General features: G+C 72.4%; 17 protein-coding genes. 10 read left to right on the top strand and 7 right to left on the bottom strand.

Features of this window, described 5'->3' with window-relative positions:
- Positions 1-113 precede the first annotated feature (113 nt).
- From OG896_RS35795 to OG896_RS35780, 4 genes are all read left to right on the top strand, one after another.
- The gene (locus OG896_RS35795; RefSeq protein ID WP_329372076.1) at positions 114-614 is read left to right on the top strand and encodes a methylated-DNA--[protein]-cysteine S-methyltransferase; all 501 of its coding nucleotides are present in this window, start codon (positions 114-116) and stop codon (positions 612-614) included.
- 103 nt (positions 615-717) lie between these two features.
- On the top strand, positions 718-1,341 hold the full coding sequence (locus OG896_RS35790; RefSeq protein WP_329372075.1) for an RNA polymerase sigma factor: 624 nt from the start codon (positions 718-720) through the stop codon (positions 1,339-1,341).
- Positions 1,342-1,343: 2 nt separating this feature from the next.
- Positions 1,344-1,967, top strand: coding sequence for a methylated-DNA--[protein]-cysteine S-methyltransferase (locus tag OG896_RS35785; RefSeq protein WP_329372074.1), 624 nt, complete (start codon positions 1,344-1,346; stop codon positions 1,965-1,967).
- A gap of 180 nt (positions 1,968-2,147) precedes the next feature.
- A complete protein-coding gene (locus OG896_RS35780; RefSeq protein WP_329372073.1) occupies positions 2,148-2,987 on the top strand; it encodes an SAM-dependent methyltransferase in 840 nt (279 codons plus the stop codon).
- A 149-nt stretch (positions 2,988-3,136) separates the two neighbouring features.
- On the opposite strand, the gene OG896_RS35775 is transcribed toward OG896_RS35780, so the two are convergent.
- The 5 genes from OG896_RS35775 to OG896_RS35755 form a co-directional block, all read right to left on the bottom strand.
- The gene (locus tag OG896_RS35775) at positions 3,137-4,045 is read right to left on the bottom strand and encodes a helix-turn-helix domain-containing protein (RefSeq protein ID WP_329372071.1); all 909 of its coding nucleotides are present in this window, start codon (positions 4,043-4,045) and stop codon (positions 3,137-3,139) included.
- Positions 4,046-4,146: 101 nt separating this feature from the next.
- On the bottom strand, positions 4,147-4,404 hold the full coding sequence (locus tag OG896_RS35770; RefSeq protein ID WP_329372069.1) for a DUF397 domain-containing protein: 258 nt from the start codon (positions 4,402-4,404) through the stop codon (positions 4,147-4,149).
- Between the two features lie 158 nt (positions 4,405-4,562).
- A complete protein-coding gene (locus tag OG896_RS35765; RefSeq protein ID WP_329372067.1) occupies positions 4,563-5,024 on the bottom strand; it encodes an MmcQ/YjbR family DNA-binding protein in 462 nt (153 codons plus the stop codon).
- A 125-nt stretch (positions 5,025-5,149) separates the two neighbouring features.
- Entirely contained in the window at positions 5,150-6,355 is a 1,206-nt protein-coding gene (locus OG896_RS35760) for a chitinase (RefSeq protein WP_329372065.1), read from the bottom strand.
- 202 nt (positions 6,356-6,557) lie between these two features.
- Positions 6,558-7,274 carry a beta-glucanase gene (locus OG896_RS35755; protein ID WP_329372063.1) on the bottom strand — a complete coding sequence of 239 codons (717 nt, stop codon included), beginning with the start codon at positions 7,272-7,274 and terminating at the stop codon, positions 6,558-6,560.
- A 276-nt stretch (positions 7,275-7,550) separates the two neighbouring features.
- On the opposite strand from OG896_RS35755, the gene OG896_RS35750 reads away from it, so the two are divergent.
- Positions 7,551-9,605 carry an ATP-binding SpoIIE family protein phosphatase gene (locus tag OG896_RS35750; RefSeq protein ID WP_329372061.1) on the top strand — a complete coding sequence of 685 codons (2,055 nt, stop codon included), beginning with the start codon at positions 7,551-7,553 and terminating at the stop codon, positions 9,603-9,605.
- Positions 9,606-9,796: 191 nt separating this feature from the next.
- Here OG896_RS35750 and OG896_RS35745 read toward each other — a convergent pair whose 3' ends face one another.
- Entirely contained in the window at positions 9,797-10,102 is a 306-nt protein-coding gene (locus OG896_RS35745; protein ID WP_328461017.1) for a hypothetical protein, read from the bottom strand.
- A gap of 286 nt (positions 10,103-10,388) precedes the next feature.
- Here OG896_RS35745 and OG896_RS35740 point away from each other — a divergent pair, with 286 nt between their 5' ends.
- Genes OG896_RS35740 through OG896_RS35725 form a run of 4 tightly spaced genes read left to right on the top strand, consistent with a single transcriptional unit; the run spans position 10,389 to position 16,050 of the window.
- On the top strand, positions 10,389-11,687 hold the full coding sequence (locus OG896_RS35740) for an ABC transporter substrate-binding protein (protein ID WP_329372058.1): 1,299 nt from the start codon (positions 10,389-10,391) through the stop codon (positions 11,685-11,687).
- A gap of 15 nt (positions 11,688-11,702) precedes the next feature.
- Positions 11,703-12,659, top strand: coding sequence for a carbohydrate ABC transporter permease (locus tag OG896_RS35735; RefSeq protein ID WP_329372056.1), 957 nt, complete (start codon positions 11,703-11,705; stop codon positions 12,657-12,659).
- A complete protein-coding gene (locus OG896_RS35730) occupies positions 12,659-13,477 on the top strand; it encodes a carbohydrate ABC transporter permease (RefSeq protein ID WP_329372054.1) in 819 nt (272 codons plus the stop codon). The genes OG896_RS35735 and OG896_RS35730 overlap by 1 nt, the downstream gene beginning before the upstream one ends.
- Entirely contained in the window at positions 13,474-16,050 is a 2,577-nt protein-coding gene (locus tag OG896_RS35725) for a beta-glucosidase (RefSeq protein ID WP_443057201.1), read from the top strand. The genes OG896_RS35730 and OG896_RS35725 overlap by 4 nt, the downstream gene beginning before the upstream one ends.
- 519 nt (positions 16,051-16,569) lie before the next feature.
- Here OG896_RS35725 and OG896_RS35720 read toward each other — a convergent pair.
- Positions 16,570-17,334, bottom strand: coding sequence for a GNAT family N-acetyltransferase (locus OG896_RS35720; RefSeq protein ID WP_329372052.1), 765 nt, complete (start codon positions 17,332-17,334; stop codon positions 16,570-16,572).
- Between the two features lie 890 nt (positions 17,335-18,224).
- Between OG896_RS35720 and OG896_RS35715 the strand changes: the two genes are divergently transcribed.
- Positions 18,225-21,356, top strand: coding sequence for a discoidin domain-containing protein (locus OG896_RS35715; protein WP_329372051.1), 3,132 nt, complete (start codon positions 18,225-18,227; stop codon positions 21,354-21,356).
- Positions 21,357-21,424 lie beyond the last annotated feature (68 nt).

The following is a 21,424-nucleotide window of genomic DNA, read 5'->3' as shown; positions in this document are numbered from 1 at the left end:
GCAGCTCAAGCGGTTCCCGGGGGCCCGGATCTCACGTTCCGGGCCCCCGCCGCGTCTACGGTGTGTCGGCGGTCCGCACCGAGGGCCGCCAGGAGACGTGGAGGAGAGCGGCGATGAGGACGCACACCGTGGTCGACTCCCCGGTCGGGGAACTGGTGCTGGTGGCCGAGGACGGCGCGCTCAGCGGGCTGTACTTCGCGCACCGGCACCGGGGGCGGCCGAAGCCCGAGGAGTTCGGCGCGCGCGACGGCGGCGGGTTCGACGCGGCCCGGCAGCAGATCGAGGAGTACTTCGCGGGCGAGCGGCGGGAGTTCGCGCTGCCGCTGGCGCCCAAGGGCGACGACTTCCACCGCAGGGTCTGGGACCTCATCGCGGCGATCCCCTACGGCCGCACCCGTACCTACGGGGAACTCGCCGCCGACCTGGGCGACCGGCAGCTGGCGCAGGCGGTCGGCGGCGCGGTCGGCGCGAACCCGCTGTCGCTGGTGGTGGCGTGCCACCGCGTGGTGGGCGCGGGCGGGAAGCTCACCGGGTACGCCGGCGGGCTGGAGCGCAAGCGGTTCCTGCTGGACCTGGAGGAGCCCGCCGAGGAGAAGGAAGCGCGGCTGTTCTGAACGGCGGGGCCGTGGTGCCCGGCGACGGCCACCCGGCGCGGGCCGGCCGCACTTTTCCCGGCCGGCGGGCTCACGTTCCGACCGCCCGGAGCGTTGACAGGGTGTGAGCAAGCCACCGTTCGAACAGATCGTGACCGAGCACGGGCCGATGGTGCTCCGGGTCGTCCGTGCCGTCCTGGGCCCGCACGACGCGGAGGACGCCTTGTCGGAGACGTTCCTCGCGGCGCTGCGGGCGTATCCGGAGCTGCCCGGGGACGCGAACGTGGCCGCGTGGCTGGTGACCGTCGCGCACCGCAAGGCGATCGACGTGACGCGCGCCAACGCACGCCGGCCCGTACCGGCCGGTGTACTGCCCGAGCGGCCGAGCGCCGCCGGCCGGCCCGAGGACTGGGACCCCGATCTGTGGCGCGCCCTGAAGGCGCTGCCCGAGCGGCAGCGGCACGCGGTGGCGTACCACTACCTCGCCGGGCTGCCCTACAAGGAGATCGCCGCCGTGACGGGCGGCAGCACCGACGCGGCACGCCGGGCCGCCGCCGACGGTATGCGGACGCTGCGCCGCACCTACCCGGCACATCCCGACCCCGACCCCGATCCGGACCCCGATCCGGAAACGGACACCCGCACCCGCACCGGGACCGAGACCAGCACCGGGACGGACACGAGCACAGGCACGGGCGGTCCTGGAAGCACGGCCGCCGACAACGAGACGGGAGCGAAAGGACGATGACCATGACCGCCACCGAACCGGCCGGGCGGGACCCGTTCGCCGGGCTGCCCGAGCACGACACCGAGGCGATGGCGCGGCTGCACGCGCGGCTGGCCGAACGCGCGGTCCGCGCGGGCGTGCTGGACGTCGCCTACCGGACCCTGGACACCCCGGCGGGCACCCTGCTGCTCGCCGCCACCGACGAGGGCGTGGTGCGGATCGCGTACGCGGTGCAGGACCACGCCGCGGTGCTCCAGCAACTCGCCGACCGGGTCAGCCCGCGCGTGCTGCGCGCGCCCGGGCGGCTGGACGAGGCGGCGAGGCAGCTCGACGAGTACTTCGCCGGGCACCGAAGGACGTTCGAACTGCCGCTGGACTGGCGGCTTTCGAAGGGCTACCGGCGCGAAGTGCTGAGCCTGCTGCCCACCATCGGCTACGGTCGCACCGAGAGCTACGCGCAGGTGGCGGCCGCGTCCGGCAGCCCTCGCGCGGTGCGCGCGGTCGGTACCGCGTGTGCCACCAACCCGCTGCCGGTCGTGGTGCCCTGCCATCGCGTGGTGCGCTCCGACGGCTCCCCCGGGCAGTACGCCGGCGGCGCCGACGCCAAGCGGCTGCTGCTCGCGCTGGAGGAGGCGGCGGCAGCGTGACGGCGGCCCCTCCGCCCCCGTTCAGGGGTGGCGCGAGGGGTCCGCCACCGGATAGGACAGGGTGGCACCGGGTAGGACCGGTACCACGGAGCCGCAAGGGGCTCGACGGGCCGGCGACGACGTCGGCAGGGCCGCCCGGCCCGATGAGAGTGGTAGCGAAGCGAAGGATGGAGGCCGCGCGTGGCCGAGGAAGAAGCGACATTCGCCGAGGAGACCGACCTTTCCGACCGGTTACGGCAGGACCTCCCGCACAGCGCGCGGATGTACGACTACTACCTGGGCGGCAAGACCAACTACGCGGTGGACCGGACCGCCGCCGAGGACGTGATCCGCCGGTTCCCCTCGATCAGGACCGTCGCCCGGGTCAACCGCTCCTTCGTGCACCGCTCGGCCCGGTTCCTCGCCCGCGAGCGCGGCATACGCCAGTTCCTCGACATCGGCACCGGCATACCCACCCAGCCGAACCTGCACGAGGTCGTGCAGCGCGAGGTCCCGCAGGCCCGGATCGTCTACGCGGACAACGACCCGATCGTGCTGGTCTACGCCGACAACCTGCTGAGCAGTTCGCCCGAGGGCGCCACCGAGTACGTCGAGGCCGACGTCACCGACCCGACGGCGCTGCTCGCCGCGGTGGAGGCGGCCCAGTGCGTGGACTTCTCGGAGCCGATCGGCCTGAGCCTCAACGCGGTGCTGCACTTCGTGCCCGACGCGCGGGACGCGTACGGCGTGGTGGAGGCCCTGGTCGGCCGGCTCGCGCCGGGCTCGTACCTGGCCCTGTCGCACTGCACCCCGGACTTCGACCCCGACGCCTGGGCGACGATCACGGACATCTACACCCAGGGCGGCACCCCGCTTCAGGTCCGCACCAAGTCCGAGGTGGAACGGTTCTTCAACGGTCTGGAGCTCGTGGAGCCCGGCGTGGAGGTCGCCCACCAGTGGCGCCCGGAGGCAGGCGAGGGCCCCTCGCTGGTCACCAACGCGCAGTCGTCGCTGTACGCGGGCGTGGCCCGCAAGAGCTGACCGCGACCGCACCGGCCGAGACACGTCGAGCGCCAAGGACCTTGGCTCCCAAAGTCCTTGGCTCCCAAGGTCCTTGGCGCTCGACGCGTTCCGTCCGCCTGCGCTCTCGTTCCGGCCTTCGTTCCGGCCGTCTCTCCAGCGTTCGCTCGTCAGCGGAACTTCTTGATGTGGTCCTGGATGCGGCGGACGGTCGCGCGCTGGCCGAGCGAGGCGATCATCAGCCGATCGAAGCCCTTGACGTGCTCGTCGACCTCGTGCTCCTCCTGGAGGTAGAGGCCGCCGCCGGAGCGCTCGATGTAGACGATGTCGGGGAGTTGGCCGTCGGCGAAGTCGAAGATCGTGGTGGTACCGACCTGCACCGGCAGGTTGGGCCGGTTCAACTCCACCAGGTTGAAGCCGATGTCGGGGTCGTCGGCCAGGGATATCAGGTGTTCGAGCTGGCGGCGCATGCCCTCGCGGGAGCCGTACGGGCGGACCAGGGTGACCTCGTCCAGCACGCACAGCAGCTTCTTGCCGGGCGAGCGCATCAGCCGCTGCTGCCGCATCGCGCGCAGCTCGATGATCCGGTCGATGTCCTGCTCGCTCTTGCCGGGCGAGTTGGCCCGGATCAGGGCGCGGGTGTACTCGGCGGTCTGCACCAGGCCCGGAAGTTGGGCGATCTCGTAGCTGCGGATGCGCTGGGCCATGTCCTCCAGGCTGACCAGGGTCTGGAGGGTCTTGGTGGAGACGTCGCTCCACGCGTCCCACCAGCCACGCTCGTTGGCGGCGCGGGCGAGGTCGAGCAGCAGGTCGCGCTCGGACTCGTCCCGCACGCCGTAGACGTCCAGGAGGCGGTGGAGGTCGGCCTCCTTGAAGTCGTGCCGGCCGTTCTCCATCCGGCTGATCTTGGACGCGGAGTGGCCGATCTGTCGCACGACGTCCTCGGCGGTGAGGCCGAGCGCCTGCCGGCGCTGCCTCAGCGTCTCACCGAAGATCATCCGTTGCGCGGTCGGCGCCCGACCGGACAGGTCGTGGACGTTGCGGGCCCCACGCGGACTGCGAGACGGTTGAGCTGGCACGGTCGGTCTCCTTCTCGGGGCCAGGCACCCCGTATGGGTCACCTATCGTGCCGTAGCGCTCACAATGCGGAGGGCCCGACGTCACATCTGGCTGGATCTCGCTACTCGACGGCGAACTCGCCACGGGCGGTACCTGCCACGAACGCGCGTACCGCACTGCGGCTGAAGGTCAGAATCGGACCGTTCCTGTCCTTCGAGTCGCGGATTCCGACCGTTTCCTGGTCGAGTTCCGCTACCTCGACGCAGTTGCTCTCATGGTTGCTGTATGAACTTTTTCGCCAACTCACCACGGTTTCGGCCATGTTCGGCCGAGGCCGCGGAGCAACCTGGCGCTTCGCGCCTTCGTCCCGACCGGTCATCGTTCTCCTCCTCGCAGTGGGGGTGATCGAATTCGGCCGCACGTGCAATTGCACATCGCCCGGCCACCTTTACATGATGGCCGGGCCGCACCGGTTTCATGCGCCGCACGGGCGTGCTCCTGCCCCAGGGGGGTCTTTACGGTCAACTCCCGCGCGACTCAGGGGACGAGCGGTGTCACGGCGGGGGTGAGGAGCGTGAGGCGGTCACGGGTGGCCTTGGGCAGGCCGGCCACGACGCGGGAGTAGGAGTGCGCGACGAGGTCGTCGATCTCGTCCGGGGGGATGGTGCCGTCGAGCGCCACGGTGTTCCAGTGCTTCTTGTTCAGGTGGTAGCCGGGGGTGACGGCCGCGTAGTGGTCCCGCAGGTGCAAGGAGAGCGCCGGGTCGCACTTGAGGGAGACGGACGGCGGGTCGGCGTCGGGGCTGAGGATCGCGAAGACCTTGCCCGCGACCTTGTAGACGTCCACGCCGGGGCCGAACGGGTTCTCCTCGGTGGTCTCGGGCAGTTCGAGGGCCAGCTCGGCGATCGCGTCCGGCTCCACCGGCGGATACGGCGCCGGGGCCGCGGAGGCGTCCGCACCGTCGTCGTCGCCGTGGCCGTCGCGTGCGCTGGTCGCCATCGGTCCGTCCTTCCGGGGTCGGCACTGGGTGCGCGGGTCGGCGCGCGTTCACGCTACAGGGCGGCACCGACACACCGCCCGGACCGCCGCTCCGACCCGGGAGCGGGGGTCCGGGCGGTCCTCGTTCAGCGGCCCTGGAGCGACTTCACGTTGTCCCCGAAGGTCCACCCCTGCGAGCCGTCCCAGTTCAGCGACCAGGTCATCAGGCCCTTGAGCGCCCCGCCGTAGGAGTTCCACGCCTGCCCGACCAGGTCCGGCGCCATGTAGCCGCCGCCCGCGCCGGGTTGCGCGGGCAGGCCGGGCACCTGCTTGTCGTAGGGGACCTTGATGGTGGTGCCCTGGACGGTCAGACCGTTGTTGAGGCAGGTGGTCTGCGCGGTGAAGCCCGCGACCGTGCCGGCCTCGTAGGAGTCGCCGGAACAGCCGTACATGCTGCCGTTGTAGTACTGCATGTTGAGCCACCACAGCTGGCCGTTGTCGGCGTACTTCTTCACGATCGGCAGGTAGGCGCCCCAGATGGAGCCGTAGGTGATGCTGCCGCCGGTGACGTAGGCGGTCTCGGGCGCCATGGTCAGGCCGAAGCCGGCCGGCATCTGGGAGAGCACGCCGTCGATGATGCGCTCCAGGTTCGCCTGCGAGGTGGAGAGGGTGCCGATGTTGCCGCTGTTGGTCAGGCCGGTCTCGATGTCGATGTCGATGCCGTCGAAGTTGTACTCCTTCAGGATCGGCACCACGGTGGCGACGAAGCGGTCCGCGACCGCGCTGGAACTGAGGTCGATGCCCGCGGCGGCGCCGCCGATCGACATCAGGATGGTCGCGCCGGCCGCCTTGGCCTGGCACATCTCGGCGGGCGTGGGCACCTTGACGCCGGTGTCCATGCCGTCCTGCCACAGCACGGTGCCGTCGGAGTCGATGACCGGGAAGGCCGCGTTGATCACGTTGTAGCCGTGCTGGGCGATACGGCTGTCGGTGATCGGTATCCAGCCCATGCCGGGGTGGACGCCGTTGGCGGCGCCATCCCAGTTCTCCCAGTATCCCTGGAGGACCTTGCCCGCGGGCTTGGGCTTGGTGGCGCAGGTGTCGTCGGCGGGCGCGGCGGCGGCGCGCGTCGACGGGGAAGCGGCGGTGGCGGTCCTGGCGGCCGTGGCGACTGTGGCGGCGGCCCTTTCGGTGGCGGCCTTCGCGGCGGCCGTGCTGACGGTGGCGGTGCGGGTCGGGGTCGAGGTCGGGCTGCTGGCGTGCGTCGCCGCCGCGAGCGGCAGCTGCGCCAGGCAGGCCGCCGCGAGGCCGGCGCCGAGCAGGCGCAGCCGGCGGCCGTGGGTAGCGGGCATGTGTGCTCCTTCTCTCGCCGCGGACCGCGGGTCACCGAGCCGGTGGGGGGCGGCCGTGACGGCCCGGGCTTCGGAGTGAGGTGGAGATACCGGTGTGACGCATGGGCATCACGTGGTGGCCCGGATCGTAAAGTGGTCTCGACCACCCGTCAATAGGTCTGGACCAAAGCCGGGTTGGCGGATGCGGGCCGGACCGCTGCGCTCAGCCCCGGCCGCCGCCCGGGCGGCGGACCTCCAGGTCGGTGCACTGCCAGCTCAGTTCGCGCACCCCGGGGCCGGGCGCCGGGTGCCCGTACGCGCCCGCGGAGACGCTGATGCAGACCACCAGCCAGGCACGCCACCGGGTGCCGACGCCCTTCCCGTCGTCGTAGACCGTCCGGCCGTCGACCTGCCAGCGCACGCTGCCGGCGCCGAGGAGGACGTCCAGCCGGAAGGGGCGGCCGGGGGTGACGACGCCGTCGGCGTAGTCCCCGGCGCCGCCGACGTGGTTGGTCAGTTCGAGCAGGTGCGGATTGGTGGAGTGGTACTCGAAGGCGTCGACCTCGCCATGGCCGGGCTGCGAACGGCCGGTGGACAGGTCGCGCCCCCACGTCCACAGCGCGGGCCAGGCGCCCGGCGTGTCGTCCACGACGCAGGTCGCGGAGAGCTCGTCACCGGGCAGCAGTTCGAAGCCGCCGGGGGCGTACTCCGTGGAGACCAGGTCGGTGTGCCAGAGCCCGGCGCCGGCCGCGCGGGCCCGGAAGACGCCGGCGACGGTGGGGCCGTAGGAGGGGCCGATCTGGTCGAGCTTGTTGTCACCGGGGTTGCGGCCGTCGGGCGGGTAGGCGGAGGTGCGGCCGACCGCCCAGGCCGAGCGGTCGGTGAAGGGGGCGGCGAACACGACGGGCGCCGGGCGCGCCCCGGACGGCGGGACTGTCATGGGTGCACTCCAGGATGGCGGCCATTACTCCCAGTCAACGCCGGTCACGCCCGGTCGGGACAGCGGCGCGTGGACGTGCGTCGCGGGCGCGCTCCCCGCGGGACGCGCCCCCGGCAGCGGGCCGCCGCCCTGCGGTGCGGCGCGGGTGCGGGGAGCGCGGTCCCGTCAGAGCATGGGACGTAAGCGTACGATCGGGATCAAACCTACCGAAAAGTGCGGCCATGGCCGGCGAGCGGCGCGCACCCGGCAGGAGCGAACACGAGCGAAAGGGCGCGGATGGGCGGTGAACCGGACAGGCCGGCTCAGGACCGCGACGAGGACGCCGAACTCCGGCAGATCGACGCGCTCAACCGGTTGCGCACGGGTCCCGCGGGGCCCGACGAGCAGGAGCCCGAGGCACCCGACGGCGCCGGGCCTTCCCCCGACCCGCCCGCGCCGGACGCACCCCTGATCGAGTCCGTACCGGCGAGCGGGTCCGAGCGCCCCGGCCCGCGCGACCGCGCGGAGGACGCCGCCGAAGAGGGCGCCGCCGAAGGCCCCGCCCCCGTAGACTCCCCCGACGATTCCGTGGGACACTCCGCCCGCCCCACGGCCGCCGGCTCCCCCGGAATCTCCGGCTCCCCCAGCGCCCGCTCCCGCCACCGCGACGCCCTCCTCGTCGACGCCGGCTCCACCGTCGCCGACGCCGGCTCCCTGGACGAGGCGCTCAAGGCCCTCACCGCCCTGCACGCGCCCGACTTCCCCCTCGACGGCCAGGCCGTCTTCGGCATCAACGGCGACTTCCTCACCAAGCTCGCCACGCTCGGCTTCCGGGCGACCGGCCCCGAGCGGATCTTCCGCATGCCGGTGTCGACGGGCTACCCGGCCACCGAGGTGGTCCGCACCGGCCGCCCGGTGTTCCTGGCCACGGCCGACGAGTACCGGCGCCGCTTCCCCGTCACCTACCCGCTGACCGCGCCGAAGGGCCGCAGCTCGTGGGCGTTCCTGCCGCTGATGAGCTCGGGGCGGCTGAGCGGGGTGTGGCTGGCGGCGTTCCGCTCGCCGGTGGCGTTCACCGAGGACGAGCGGACGCTGCTCACGGTGACCGCGCGGCTGCTGGCGCGGGCCCTGGAGCGCACCCGCACCGGGGAGGCCGAACTCGCGCTCTCCCGCGGCCTGCGCAGCAGCATGGGCCGGGCCGGGCCGGCGATCAAGGGGCTGAGCGTGGCCACCCGCTACGTGCCGACCGGCGGCGGGCTGATGGTGGGGGGCGACTGGTTCGACAGCATCGAACTGCCCAGCGGCCGGCTCGCCCTGGTCATCGGCGACGTGCAGGGCCACGACGTGCACGCGGCGAGCCTGATGACCCAACTGCGCACCGCTGTCCACGCCTATGCCGCCGAGGGGCACGGCCCGGACGCGGTGCTCGCGCGCGCCTCCCGGTTCCTCACCGCGCTGGACGAGGACCGCTTCGCGACCTGCATCTACATCGAGGCCGACCCCGACACCGGGTTGCTCCACCTCGCCCGCGCCGGGCACCCGCACCCGGTGCTGCGGATGCCGGACGGCACCTGCATGCTCAAGCACATCCCCGGCGGCCTGCCGCTCGGCCTGATGCCCGGCGACGACGACTACCCGGTGACGCTCATGGAGCTGCACGACCAGGAAGTCCTGATGCTCTGCACGGACGGCCTGATCGAGACCGGCGGGCACGACATGTACAGCGGGTGGGTGCGGGTGCGCGACGCGATGTCGCCGGGGCCGAGCGCGGACCTGGAGGCCATGGCCGATCGGCTGATCACGGCGGTGAACGGCCCGCAGCAGCCCGGTGGCGGCGTCCGGCCCGAGCCGGACCTGCGCCGCGCGGACGCCCGGCCGCGCAACGAGGACGACATCGCGCTGCTGCTGGTGCGCAGGGACTCCGGGCTGGCCAGGCCGGACGTGCGGGAGCGGCGCCTGGTGCTCACCATCGAGCAGGGCCGGGCGGAGAGCCTGTCGCAGGCCCGCGCCGAACTGGAGTCGCTGCTGCACGACTGGGCCCGGCCGGAGCAGGTGGACACGGCCGTGCTGCTCTCCTCGGAGCTGGTCGGCAACGTGCTGATGCACACCGACCAGTCCGCGGCGCTCGTCGCCGTGGTCACCGGGGAGCGGGGTCGGCGCACCCTGAAGGTCGAGGTCACCGACCGCGGCGACGAGTTGCCCCATCAGCGCGCGCCGGGCGAACTGTCCTCCTCAGGACGCGGTCTGGTCCTGCTCGACCTGCTCTCCGACGAGTGGAGCGTGCAGCCGGAGTCCGAGGGCAAGACGGTGTGGTTCGCCCTGCACGAGGACGCCGGCCCGGAAGAGGGCTGACGGCCCGCGCGGTGCGGGCCGTCGCATGATCCGCCCGCGTGGTGCGGGCTGACGCGTGACCTGCCCGCGCGGTGCGGGCCGTCGCATGATCCGCCCGCGCGGTGCGGGCCGTCGCATGATCCGCCCGCGTGGTGCGGGCTGACGCGTGACCTGCCCGCGCGGTACGCACCCGCGCACCGCCGGGCGGTTCGTCACGCGCCCTTGGGCGGGGTGTCGCCGGAGGCGGGTGTGCCGTAGGGCGGGGGAAGTTCCGCCTGCCGGCCGACCGGGCTGTCCTCGGGGCGGGTCCGTACCGCGCCCGGCAGCTCCGGGGCTTCGGCGGCGGGGGGAAGGTCGGGGGTGAGCAGCGGGTCGTGCGGGTGGTGCGCCGTATGTGCGGCGGGGGCGCCGTACGGGCCGCGGGGAGCGAGCGGGTCAGGGGGGTCGTGCGGGTCGGGCCACTCCGGTCGGTCCCGCCGCCCCCGCTGATGGTCTCTCTGGTCGTCTCCAGAAGTCATGCCCTTCGGGTACCCACCGGCGCTCCCGTAATCGGCCGCCGCCCGCTCCAACCGCTTCGGTTCCGAAACGATCGATCCCGCTGGCTACAGCTTTCGACGCCCCCTCCCGCGGCCGCCCCGCGACCCACGCACCCCGCGATACCTGTGTGGCGTTACACCCCGACCCACACACCGTAACGCTTTGATAACCGCAGGCCGGAGGGTTGACCGGCTTTCCCGCCGCGCTCTAGCGTCTGGGCGGCGCAGAAATTTCGGCATCGCCGCCGAAACATTCGAAAGGCACTCCATGATGAAGCGCGCTCGGTTCTCTCGTGCCGCCGCCGGTGGCGTGGTGCTCGCACTCGGGCTGTCCATGGCGGCATGCGGGGGCAGCAGTTCGGGGTCCGGCTCCGGCCGCATCCACGTCCTGGTCTACGGCGACGCGACGAACAAGGTGGAGAAGCAGATCGTCGCCACCTTCAACAAGACGTCGAAGGTCAAGGCGGTGCTGGACACCATCCCCGGCGCGGACTACCAGCAGAAGCTCCAGACGATCATCACCACCAAGCAGGCCCCCGACGTCTTCTACAACTGGGGAGCCGGCAGCATCCAGCCGTTCGTCAAGGCCGGGTTGCTGATGCCGCTGGACAGCTTCATCGCCAAGGACCCGGGGCTGAAGTCCAACTTCCTTCCGTCGGTGTTCAACACGGCGGTCATCGACGGCAAGCCGTACGGCGTCCCGATGCGCGGCACCCAGCCGGTGCTGCTCTTCGACAACAAGAAGGTGCTCGCCGACGCGGGCCTGTCCGAGCCGAAGACCTGGGACGACCTGCTCAACGCCGTCAAGGTGCTCAAGGCCAAGGGCAAGACACCGATCGCGCTGGGCGGCGGCGACCAGTGGCCGACGCAGATGTGGTTCGAGTACATGTACGACCGCATCGCCGGCCCCGGCCTGTTCGAGAAGGCGCTCGGCGGCGACACGAGCGTCTGGAACACCCCCGACAGCCGCAAGGCGCTGACGATGCTCAAGCAGCTCGTGGACGCGGGGGCGTTCGGCGGCAACTACGACTCGGTGAAGTTCAGTGACGGCGGCTCCCCCGCGCTGCTGGCCACCGGCAAGGCCGGCTTCGAGCTGATGGGCTCGTGGGAGTACTCCACCGAGCAGGACGCCAACCCGGACTTCACCAAGAACGACCTCGGCTACGGCCCCTTCCCGAGCGTGCCGGGCGGCAAGGGCAACCCCGACGACGTGGTCGGCAACACCAACAACTTCTACTCGGTGCTGAAGAAGACCAAGTACCCGGACGCCGTCGCCCAGTTCCTCAAGCTCCAATACTCGGACGAGTTCGTGAAGGCGCACCTGGCCATCGGCAACCTGCCGACCACCACCAACACCCCGAAGTTCCTGGACAGCGCGTCCAACCCGGCCTACCTGAAGTACCAGTTCGACATGGTCAAGCAGGCCCCCTCGTTCCAGCTCTCGTGGGACCAGGCGTACCCGCCGTCGCAGACCACGGCCATCCACACCGCCGTCCAGGAGTTCTTCGACGGCAAGATCAACGCCGACGGCTTCATCAAGGCCATGCAGGGCCTTTCGGCGTCCTGACCCAGGGACCACGCCATGACCACCACCTCGACCGCGCCGCCCGCCGCGCGCGGCGGGCGGGCCACCCGGCCCGCTCGCCGCCCGGCCCGGCGGTCCGGCTCCGCCGTGACCCGCCCGGGCCTTGCCTGGGCGGTCCCCGCCACCTTGTTCTTCGCGCTGTTCGCCATCCTGCCGCTGGTGCTGGTGGCGGTGCTCTCCTTCACCAGCTGGGACGGCCTGGGCGCGCCCGAGTTCGCCGGCCTGGACAACTGGCGCGCGCTGCTGCACGACCACACCATGATCCAGAGCCTGTGGCTGAGCGTCCTGATCACCGTGCTCGGCGTCACCGTGCAGACCCCGCTGAGCATCCTGCTCGGGGTGTGGGCGGCCGGCAAGCAGCGCAACCGCGCCGTGCTGTCGGCGGTGTTCTTCGTCCCGCTGCTGCTGTCGGCGACCGCGGTGTCCGTGCTGTGGCGGGCCCTGCTCGACCCGAACTTCGGGGTGCCCGCGCAGGCCCGCTGGCTGTTCGGCAACGGCAACCTGCTGGGCATGCAGTCCGGCGCGATCGGCGTGCTGGTCTTCGTCGGCGCCTGGCAGTACACGCCCTTCCACACCCTCATCTACCAGGGCGCGACCCGCGCCATCCCGCAGGTCCTCTACCAGGCCGCGGCGATCGACGGCGCGGGCACCGTACGGCAGTTCTTCCACATCACGCTGCCGCAACTGCGCAACACCATGATCACCTCGATGATCCTGATGGTGGTCGGCGGCCTGACCACGTTCGACACGGTACTGATCCTCACCCAGGGCGGCCCCGGCACCGACACCACCATCAGCGCCTACTACATGTACGAACAGGCCTTCAAGAGCTTCGACTTCGGCGGCGGCGCGGCGATCGCGCTGGTCCTGGTGCTGGTCGCCACCGTCATCTCGCTGGTCGTGGTGCGGGTCTCCGGCTACGACCGGATGCGCAGCAGCTCGGAGGGTCTGTGATGAGAAGCCGCCCCAACTTCCTGGCCGGACTCGGCTCGCTGGTCTGGCTGTTCCTGGTCGGCCTGCCGCTGTACGTCATGCTCGCCGCGACCCTGCGCAGCCGCGACGACTACGCCCAGCAGGGCCCGTTGTCCTTCCCGAAGCACTTCACGCTGCACAACTACACGCAGGACTTCTCCAACGGCTTCGGCCGGTACTTCTTCCACACCCTGCTGGTGACCGCCGCGGTGGTGGCCATCGTGGTGCTGCTGGTGCCGCCGCTGTCGTACGCGATCGTGCGCGGCCGCGGCCGGATCACCACCGGCGTCTTCCGGCTGTTCCTGCTCGGCCTCGCGGTGCCCGCGCAGGCGGTCATCGTGCCGATGTTCTACGTCATCAACCGCGCCGGCCTCTACGACAACCTCGCCGGGGTGATCCTGCCGACCGCGGCGTTCTGCCTGCCGGTGAGCGCCCTGGTGCTGACCGGGGTGATGCGCGACATCACCCCCGACCTGTACGAGGCGATGGCGATGGACGGGGCCCCGCAGTGGCGGGTCTTCGTCCAGCTGGTGCTGCCGCTGTCCAAGGGCGGGCTGTCCACGATCGTGGTCTTCTCCGCGCTCCAGGCGTGGAACGGCTTCCTCTTCCCGCTGGTGCTGACCCAGTCCGACTCCTCCAAGGTGGTCACCCTGAGCCTGTACGACTTCCAGACCGAGCACGGCGTGGACATCCCCGGCCTGCTGGCCGCGGTGGTGCTGTCGATGCTGCCGATCCTCATCGTCTACCTGTTCGCCCGCCGTGCCCTGGTGCAGGGGCTGATGGGCGTCGGAGGAAAGTGACCGACACCGTGCCCGAACAGACCGTGCCCGAACAGACCGCGCCCAAAGAGACCGCCCCGGGAGACACGCCCGCGCCCGTCGCCCGCTGGCGGGACGCCTCCCTGCCGCCCGCGGCCAGGGCCGACGCCCTGATCGCCGAGATGACCCTGCCGGAGAAGGCCGCGCAGCTGTACGGAATCTGGGTGGGCGCCTCCGCCGAAGGCGGCGAAGTCGCCCCCCACCAGCACGAGATGGAGGAACCGGTCGCCCTCGACGAGCTGCTGCCGCACGGCCTGGGCCAGCTCACCCGGCCGTTCGGCACCGCACCGGTCGACCCGGCGCTCGGCGCGCTGTCGCTGCTGCGCACCCAGCGAAAGATCATGGCCGCGGGCCGGTTCGGCATCCCCGCGCTCGCCCACGAGGAGTGCCTCGCGGGCTTCGCCGCCTGGGGCGCCACCGCCTACCCGGTGCCGCTGGCCTGGGGCGCGACCTTCGACCCCGCGCTGGTGCGCACCATGGCCGAGCGGATCGGCCGCGACATGCGGGCGGTCGGCGTGCACCAGGGGCTCGCGCCGGTGCTGGACGTGGTGCGCGACCCGCGCTGGGGCCGGGTCGAGGAGACCATCGGCGAGGACCCGTACCTGGTCGGCACGATCGGCACCGCCTACGTGCGCGGGCTGGAGTCGGCCGGGATCGTCGCCACCCTCAAGCACTTCGCGGGCTACTCCGCCTCCCGCGCGGGCCGCAACCTCGCGCCGGTCGGCATGGGCGGCCGGGAACGCGCCGACGTCATTTTGCCGCCGTTCGAGATGGCGGTGCGCGAGAGCGGCGTCCGCTCGGTGATGCACGCCTACACCGACACCGACGGCATCCCGTCGGCGGCCGACGAGCAGTTGCTGACCGGGCTGCTCCGCGACACCTGGGGCTTCACCGGGACCGTCGTCGCCGACTACTTCGGCGTCGCCTTCCTCCAGACCCTGCACGGCGTGGCGGGCACCCTCGGGGAGGCGGCCGGCGCGGCGCTCGCGGCGGGCGTGGACGTCGAACTGCCCACCGTCAAGGCGTACGGCGAGCCGCTGCTCAAGGCGGTCGCCGGCGGACGGGTGCCGGAGGCGCTGCTGGACCGGGCGGTGCACCGGGTGCTGGTGCAGAAGGCCCAACTGGGGCTGCTGGACGCGGGATGGGACCCGGTGCCGCAGGTGCTGGCCGGGCGCGTCGACGGGGTGACCGCTCCGGGGCGGGCGCCGGCGCAGGACAGCGCGGAGACGGAGACGGGCGCGGATTCGGGTGCGGGTGCGGATTCGGGTACGGGTACGGCGGTCGGCGCCGGCGGCGGCGACGTCAACGGCCCGGACTCCTCCGTGTCGGCCGCGGGCGCGCTGTACCGGGAGGCGCTGCGCGGCAGCGTGGACCTGGACTCGGCCGCCAACCGGGACATCGCCCGCCGGGTCGCCGAGGAGAGCGTGGTGCTGCTGCGCAACGACGGCACCCTGCCGCTCCACCGGCCGGGCGTGATCGCGGTCATCGGCCCCAACGCCGAGACGCCCACCGCGGTACTCGGCTGCTACGCCTTCCCCATGCACGTCGGGGTCCAGCACCCGGAGGTGCCGGCCGGCATCGAACTGCCCACGCTGCGCGAGGCGTTGGCGGCGCAGTTCACCGACAGCCGGATCATCGCGGCGGCCGGCTGCGGCGTGGACGACCAGGACACCGGCGGGTTCGCCGAGGCGGTGCGCGCGGCCGCCGAGGCGGACGTGGTGGTGCTCGCCCTCGGCGACCGGGCGGGGCTGTTCGGCCGGGGCACCAGCGGCGAGGGCTGCGACGCGGAGTCGCTGGCGCTGCCGGGCGTGCAGCAGCAACTCCTCGACGCGGTCCTGGACACCGGCCGCCCGGTCGTCCTCACCCTGCTCGCCGGACGGCCGTACGCGCTCGGCCGCGCGGTGGACGAGGCAGCCGCCATCGTGCAGGCGTTCTTCCCCGGCGAGGAGGGCACCGCGGCCGTCGCGGCCGTGCTCGCCGGGCAGGTCGAGCCGTCCGGGCGGCTGCCGGTGAGCGTGCCGAGCCGGCCGGGCAGCCAGCCGACCACGTACCTGGCCGCGCGGCTGGGCCGGGCCAGCGAGGTCTCCAACGTCGACCCGACCCCGGCGTACGCCTTCGGGCACGGGCTGACGTACACCACCTTCCAGTGGACGGACCTGCGCGTCGCGGAGTTCCAGGCCGGCACCGACGGGGAGGTGCGCTGCTCCTTCACCGTCCGCAACACCGGGCGGCGCGAGGGCACCGAGACGGTCCAGGTCTACCTGCACGACCCGGTCGCCTCCGTGGTGCAGCCGCAGCAGCGGCTGGTCGGCTACCGGCGGCTGCGCCTCGCGCCGGGTGCCTCCGCGCGCGTGGAGCTGACCGTGCCCGCCGACCTGGCCGCGTTCACCGGCCGCGACGGCCGCCGCGTGGTGGAACCCGGCACCCTCGAACTGCGCCTGGGCGCCTCCAGTACGGACCTGCGGCTCACCGTCGTCTGCACCCTGACCGGGCCGCCCCGCGTGGTGGACCACACCCGCAGGTTGCACCCGGGCTTCACGGTGGACCGGGGGTAGTCGAAAGGCACACCGGTGCCCCTTGTCCGTGCCGGGCAGGGGGCACAGGTGTGCCGTGCGACCGCGGGCGAGGCCGGGCCGCCGGCTCGGCAACGTCCGCCCAGCGACCGCGGGCCCCAGCGGCGCAGCGCACGCCGGGCCGGCCGGTCGCCGAGGAACTGCCCGGCCCGCACGATCACCACGATGGTCACGACCGTGATGTACACGATCGGCCGGTCGTTCCGCTGGAAGCCGTAAGTGACCGCGAAGTCGCCAGGCCCTCCGCCGCCGAACAGGCCCGCCTGCGCGGACATGTCCACGATGACGACGAAGGGGAACGTGCAGCCCGGGACGATCGGCCCGAGCGCCTCCGGGACCGGCGCCGTCACCAGGATGCCGATCCGCCGGGTGCCGGGCGCACTGGCCGCCCGCCGTGCCGCACAAGCGGGTGCGGGAACCGTCGGCTCACGATCTTTGCGTACGGACTGCGCGCGGCGCCGTCGGAGCCGGCACCGCGCGCGGTTCCCGCAACCCGCCCGCTTACGCCTCCAACGCCATGTAGAGCCGCGTGCCCTGCGGGGAGTAGCCGAGCCGCTCGTAGACCCGGCGGGAGCCGTCCCCGGAGTACTCCAACCAGACCGATTCGGCGCCCTGTTCGAACATCGCCGCAGTCAGCGCGGCGGTGACGGCGGCGCCGATGCCGCGGCGGCGGAAGGCGGGCCGGGTGCCGATGCCCGCCAACTCAGCGGTGCCGACCGCGGGCGCGGAGCAGGAGCCACCGCCCGCGCAACCGCCTTCGGGGGCGCTGACGAACCGCACCGCTCCCCCGTTCTCCTGGGTACGCCGCAACCGGGCGACGCCCTCCGCGGACGCGGCGAACTCCCCCTCGAACGCCTCGGACAGGGCCGCGTCGATCGCCACGTACTCCTGCTCGGTGGTCGGGGCCGCCACGAGGGGCCCGGTCAGGCCGCCGGCGGACGGCGGCATGCTCAGCGCCCCCGGCTCGCAGACCAGGTACTCGTGCACCGCCTCCACGCCGAACCCGGCGGCGCGCAGCGCGGGTTCGACCTCGGGTGCGCGGTCGGGCGCGAACTCCAACCGCGGCTTGAGCCCGCGGTCACGGAACGCGCTGACGAGAGCGGCGACATCCGCCGCGGTCGGCTCGGCGCCGGGCAGCGGGGTGGCGTAGTTGACGTACGGGCTGGAGGTGGCGGGGTCGAAGCCCACGACGAAGCCTCCGACCTCCATCGCCGCAGGGCGACGGCGGAGGTTGGCGACGGCGAAGTTCTGGACATTGGTGCTCACGATGATGTGACCTCACGAAAACAAACACGGTGGAGCGCTCTCCCGCATGGCGGTGACCGAGCGATCGGCGGTGCCGGCGGGAAGGGCGCGTTGCTGCCTGGCCCGGCGAGATGCCGGGCGGGCCGTCCCCCGCGCGAGGGCGACCGGCGGTGCGGGAAGCACCGCGGCGAAGGACCGCCGCACGCGAAGCGCGCGGCGCGAACGGAGGCCGCTGCTCGACGGGGAGCAGGAGCGGACCGCTCAGCGCGTACGGCGGCCGCTGCGGGACGCCGGAGCCATGGACTTCATTCCCAACCGTGTGTGAGGACCCGGGACCACAACGGCCGCCGGGCAGGCTTGACTCTGCCACGGCGGCCGCCGGCGGCGCAACGCGATTACCCGCGGGACCCGAGTGCGGCCCGGTCAGGTCCGGGCCGGTGCGGACCGGTGCGGACCGGTCAGGTCCGGGCCGGTGCGGGCCGGTCAGGTCCTGCGGTGCCGAAGTGGCCTCGCCGCGCGGCGCGCTCGGCGGGCGGAACGGTGAACGCGGCCCACCCGCACCCGACTTCGGCGTGCGGCGGCGCCCACCCGCCGTACGGCGCCGGCTCCGGCTCCGGCTCCGGCGACGCCACGGCAACAGCACGGCGTGCCCGGCGTGCGCGCCACCCGCACCCGGTCGCACCCGGTCCCACTGCCGGACCTTGGCCGTACTTTGGTTGTGCCTTTACCGTGCCCGACGTATTGACAGTGGTTCGGGCCCTCCCACAGACTCCCCGGAGAGCGCTCTCCGACCGTGTTCGAGCATGGGCACGGTCCCGTGAGTCCGAGTCATCCCCCCAGCCGCGTGGTGCCGTCGCCCGGCCAAGCGACGGCGCCGCCGCGGCACGAGGCCACCCCCACGTGGAGCTGCCATGCGCTTCCTTTCCCGTCTCCTCGGACGTGCCGGCCGGCACCGACCAGCCGTCGCCGCGATGGCCGCGACGGCCCTGGCGGCCGGCTGCCTGGTCGGCACCGCCGGCGGCGCCGCACACGCCGCCGACAGCCTGCTCTCCCAGGGCCGCCCGGCCACCGCCTCCTCCACCGAGAACGCCGGCACCCCGGCCTCCGCGGCGGTCGACGGCGACGGCAACACCCGCTGGTCCAGCGCCGCTTCGGACCCGCAGTGGCTCCAGGTCGACCTGGGCGCCACCGACACCATCAGCTCCGTCACCCTCGACTGGGAGACGGCCTACGGCACGGCGTTCCGCATCCAGGTCTCCGACGACGCGCAGACCTGGACCGACGTCTACTCCACCAGCACCGGGACCGGCGGCGAGCAGACGCTCGCCGTAAACGGTTCCGGCCGCTACGTGCGGATGTACGGCACCGCCCGCGCCACCGGGTACGGCTACTCCCTGTGGGAGTTCAAGGTCTACGGATCGGCCGGCGGCGGGGGCGACGGCGGGACGACCGGCGGTGGCACGGACCCGGGTGGCGGGGACTTCCCCGGCACCGTCGTCTCGGCGTTCAAACAGGTCACGGCCTCCTCGTACGAGGGCGGCAACGCGCCCGCGGCGGCGCTCGACGGCCGTACCACCACCCGCTGGTCGAGCCTGTACACCGACGACCAGTGGCTCCAGGTCGACCTCGGCGGCACCGCCGCGGTCAGCGGTGTGGTGCTCGACTGGGAGTCGGCGTACGGCACCGGGTACCACATCGACGTGTCGGACAACGGCACCGCGTGGACCCCCCTCTACACCACCACCTCCGGCAAGGGCGGCATCGAGAAGCTGCCGCTCACCGGTTCCGGCCGCTACATACGGCTGGTCGGCACCGCCCGCGCCACCGGATACGGCTACTCCCTCTGGGAGTTCCAGGTCTACGGCACCGTGGACGACCAGGCGTCCACCCCGCCGATGCTCTCCGGTCCGACCAAACCCCCTGCCACCACCGGCCAGTTCGCGCTGTCCGCACCGGCCGACAAGGCGATGGTCACCAACACCCGCAGGCCGCAGCTGTCCTGGGCGGCGGTCCCGGACGCGGCGCACTACGAGGTGTGGATCAACATCAGCCGCACCGACTACGACTTCACCGCGTCGGGCAGCCTGCTCGACCTGTACACGAAGGTCGCCGAGCCCACCGGCACCGGCTACACGCCGAGTTGGGACATCACCGACCGCTGGACGTACAAGTGGTACGTCGTCGCGGTGAGCGGGTCGGGGGCGAGAACCACCTCGGACATCCGCCGGTTCAGCGTCTACCTGCCGGACGTCGAGCGGGCCGACGACGGCGTCAACGTGGTCGACGGCGCCCGCGACCTCAACAAGGACGGCACGATCGAGCCGTACGAGGACTGGCGGCTGCCGGTCGACACGCGGGTGAGCGATCTCCTCGGGCGGATGACGCTGGAGGAGAAGGCGTACCAGATGTTCTACAACGTGCAGCAGTACCCCATGTCGGGCTGGCACTTCGGCCCGGCGCAGCCCGCCGACCTGAACGACGTGCTGATGTCGACGGCGGCCACCCGGCTGGGCATCCCGCCGGTGTCGGCCGGCGACACCACCGCGGGCTACCAGACGACGTATCCGCTACAGAGCACGCTGGCGGCGGGGAAGGACTACCCGCTGGACTACCGGTTGGGGAACATGCAGCGGGAGGAGGAGCTGGAGGTCGGGGCGCGCGGCACCCTGTCGCCGCTGGCGGAGGTCGGCACGAAGGTGCTGTATCCGCGCATCCAGGAGGGCGGCGGCGAGAACGCGGACGTGGCCGCGGCCCAACTCAAGGCGCTGGTGGCCGGTTTGCAGGGCGGCCCGGAGCTGAACCCGTCCTCGGTGCTGGCCACCGTGAAGCACTGGCCGGGCGAGGGCGCCGGCGGTGAGGCGGGGATCGTCTACGACGCGGTGACGATCAAGTACCACATGATCCCGTTCAAGGCCGCGATGGACGCGGGCGCGGTGAACATCATGCCGGGCTACGCGGGCAGTTCGTATCTCGACCCGGGCGGCCCGGGTGCGGGCGACAGCGCGAAGATCCTCGACTACCTTCGCCAGAACATGGGTTACACCGGTCTGATCACCACCGACTGGCTGCCGTCGTCGGCGTGGATCAACGCGGCCAACGCCGGCTCGGACGTGATGGGCGGCGCCGACCCGGGTGCGGCCGACTTCACCATGGCGAGCTTCGAGCAGCAGGTGCCGCAGGCCCGGATCGACGACGCGGTCGGGCGCATCCTGAAGCTGAAGTTCGAGTTGGGCGTCTTCGACCACCCCTACGGCGACCCGGTCAACGGGCCCTACCGGTTCCACCAGCCGAGCTATGCGGCGCTGGCGAACCAGGCGTCGCGGGAGTCGGACACGCTGCTGAAGAACGACGGCGTGCTGCCGGTGAAGCTCGACGCGGGTGACAACGTGGTGGTGGCCGGCGACCGGGCCACGGACGGCGCGTCGTGCTGCATCTGGTCGAGCTACTTCCACCCGGACTACGGCTCGCTGGACATGCTGGACGCGATCAAGCAGAGGGCCGCGACGGCCGGGGTCAACGTCTACCAGGACACCGGTCCGAACCCGAAGCTCGCGATCGTCGACGTCGGCGAGCCGTCCTACACCCACGCCACCGCCTGGCCGGACACCCAGCCGTACCTGCCGGCCGACCAGCTCGCCCTGATCCGGAACTTCAAGAACCAGGGCATCCCGGTGGTGGTCGTCCTCACACTGCCCCGACCGATCGTGATGAGCGACTGGAACGACCTCGCCGACGCGATCGTGGTGACCTACCGCGGCGGCGAGGAGGTCGGTCCGGCGACGGCGAGCCTGCTCTTCGGGGACTACACACCGCACGGGCACCTGCCCTGGCAGTTGCCCAGGAGCCTGGACCAGGTGCTCAAGCCGGGCGGCGGCGACACGCAGGCCGACGCCAACGAGGCGTGGGACCTGCCGTACGACCTCGGCGCGACGGACGCCGAGCGCGCGGACATCCGCGCGAAGATCGACGCGGGCCAGACCGTGCCGACGACGTACGGGAACCCGCTGTACCCGTACGGGGCCGGCATCACGAGTTGGGGGTGAGCGCCGGTCCCGGGTGATGGTCGGACGAGATGAACGGTGGAGCGCTCTCCGGGGCCGGCTCGCGAGCC

The organism is Streptomyces sp. NBC_00669 (assembly GCF_036226785.1).
In the GTDB taxonomy this organism is placed as follows: domain Bacteria; phylum Actinomycetota; class Actinomycetes; order Streptomycetales; family Streptomycetaceae; genus Actinacidiphila.
This window is presented reverse-complemented; position numbering and strand designations above follow the sequence as displayed.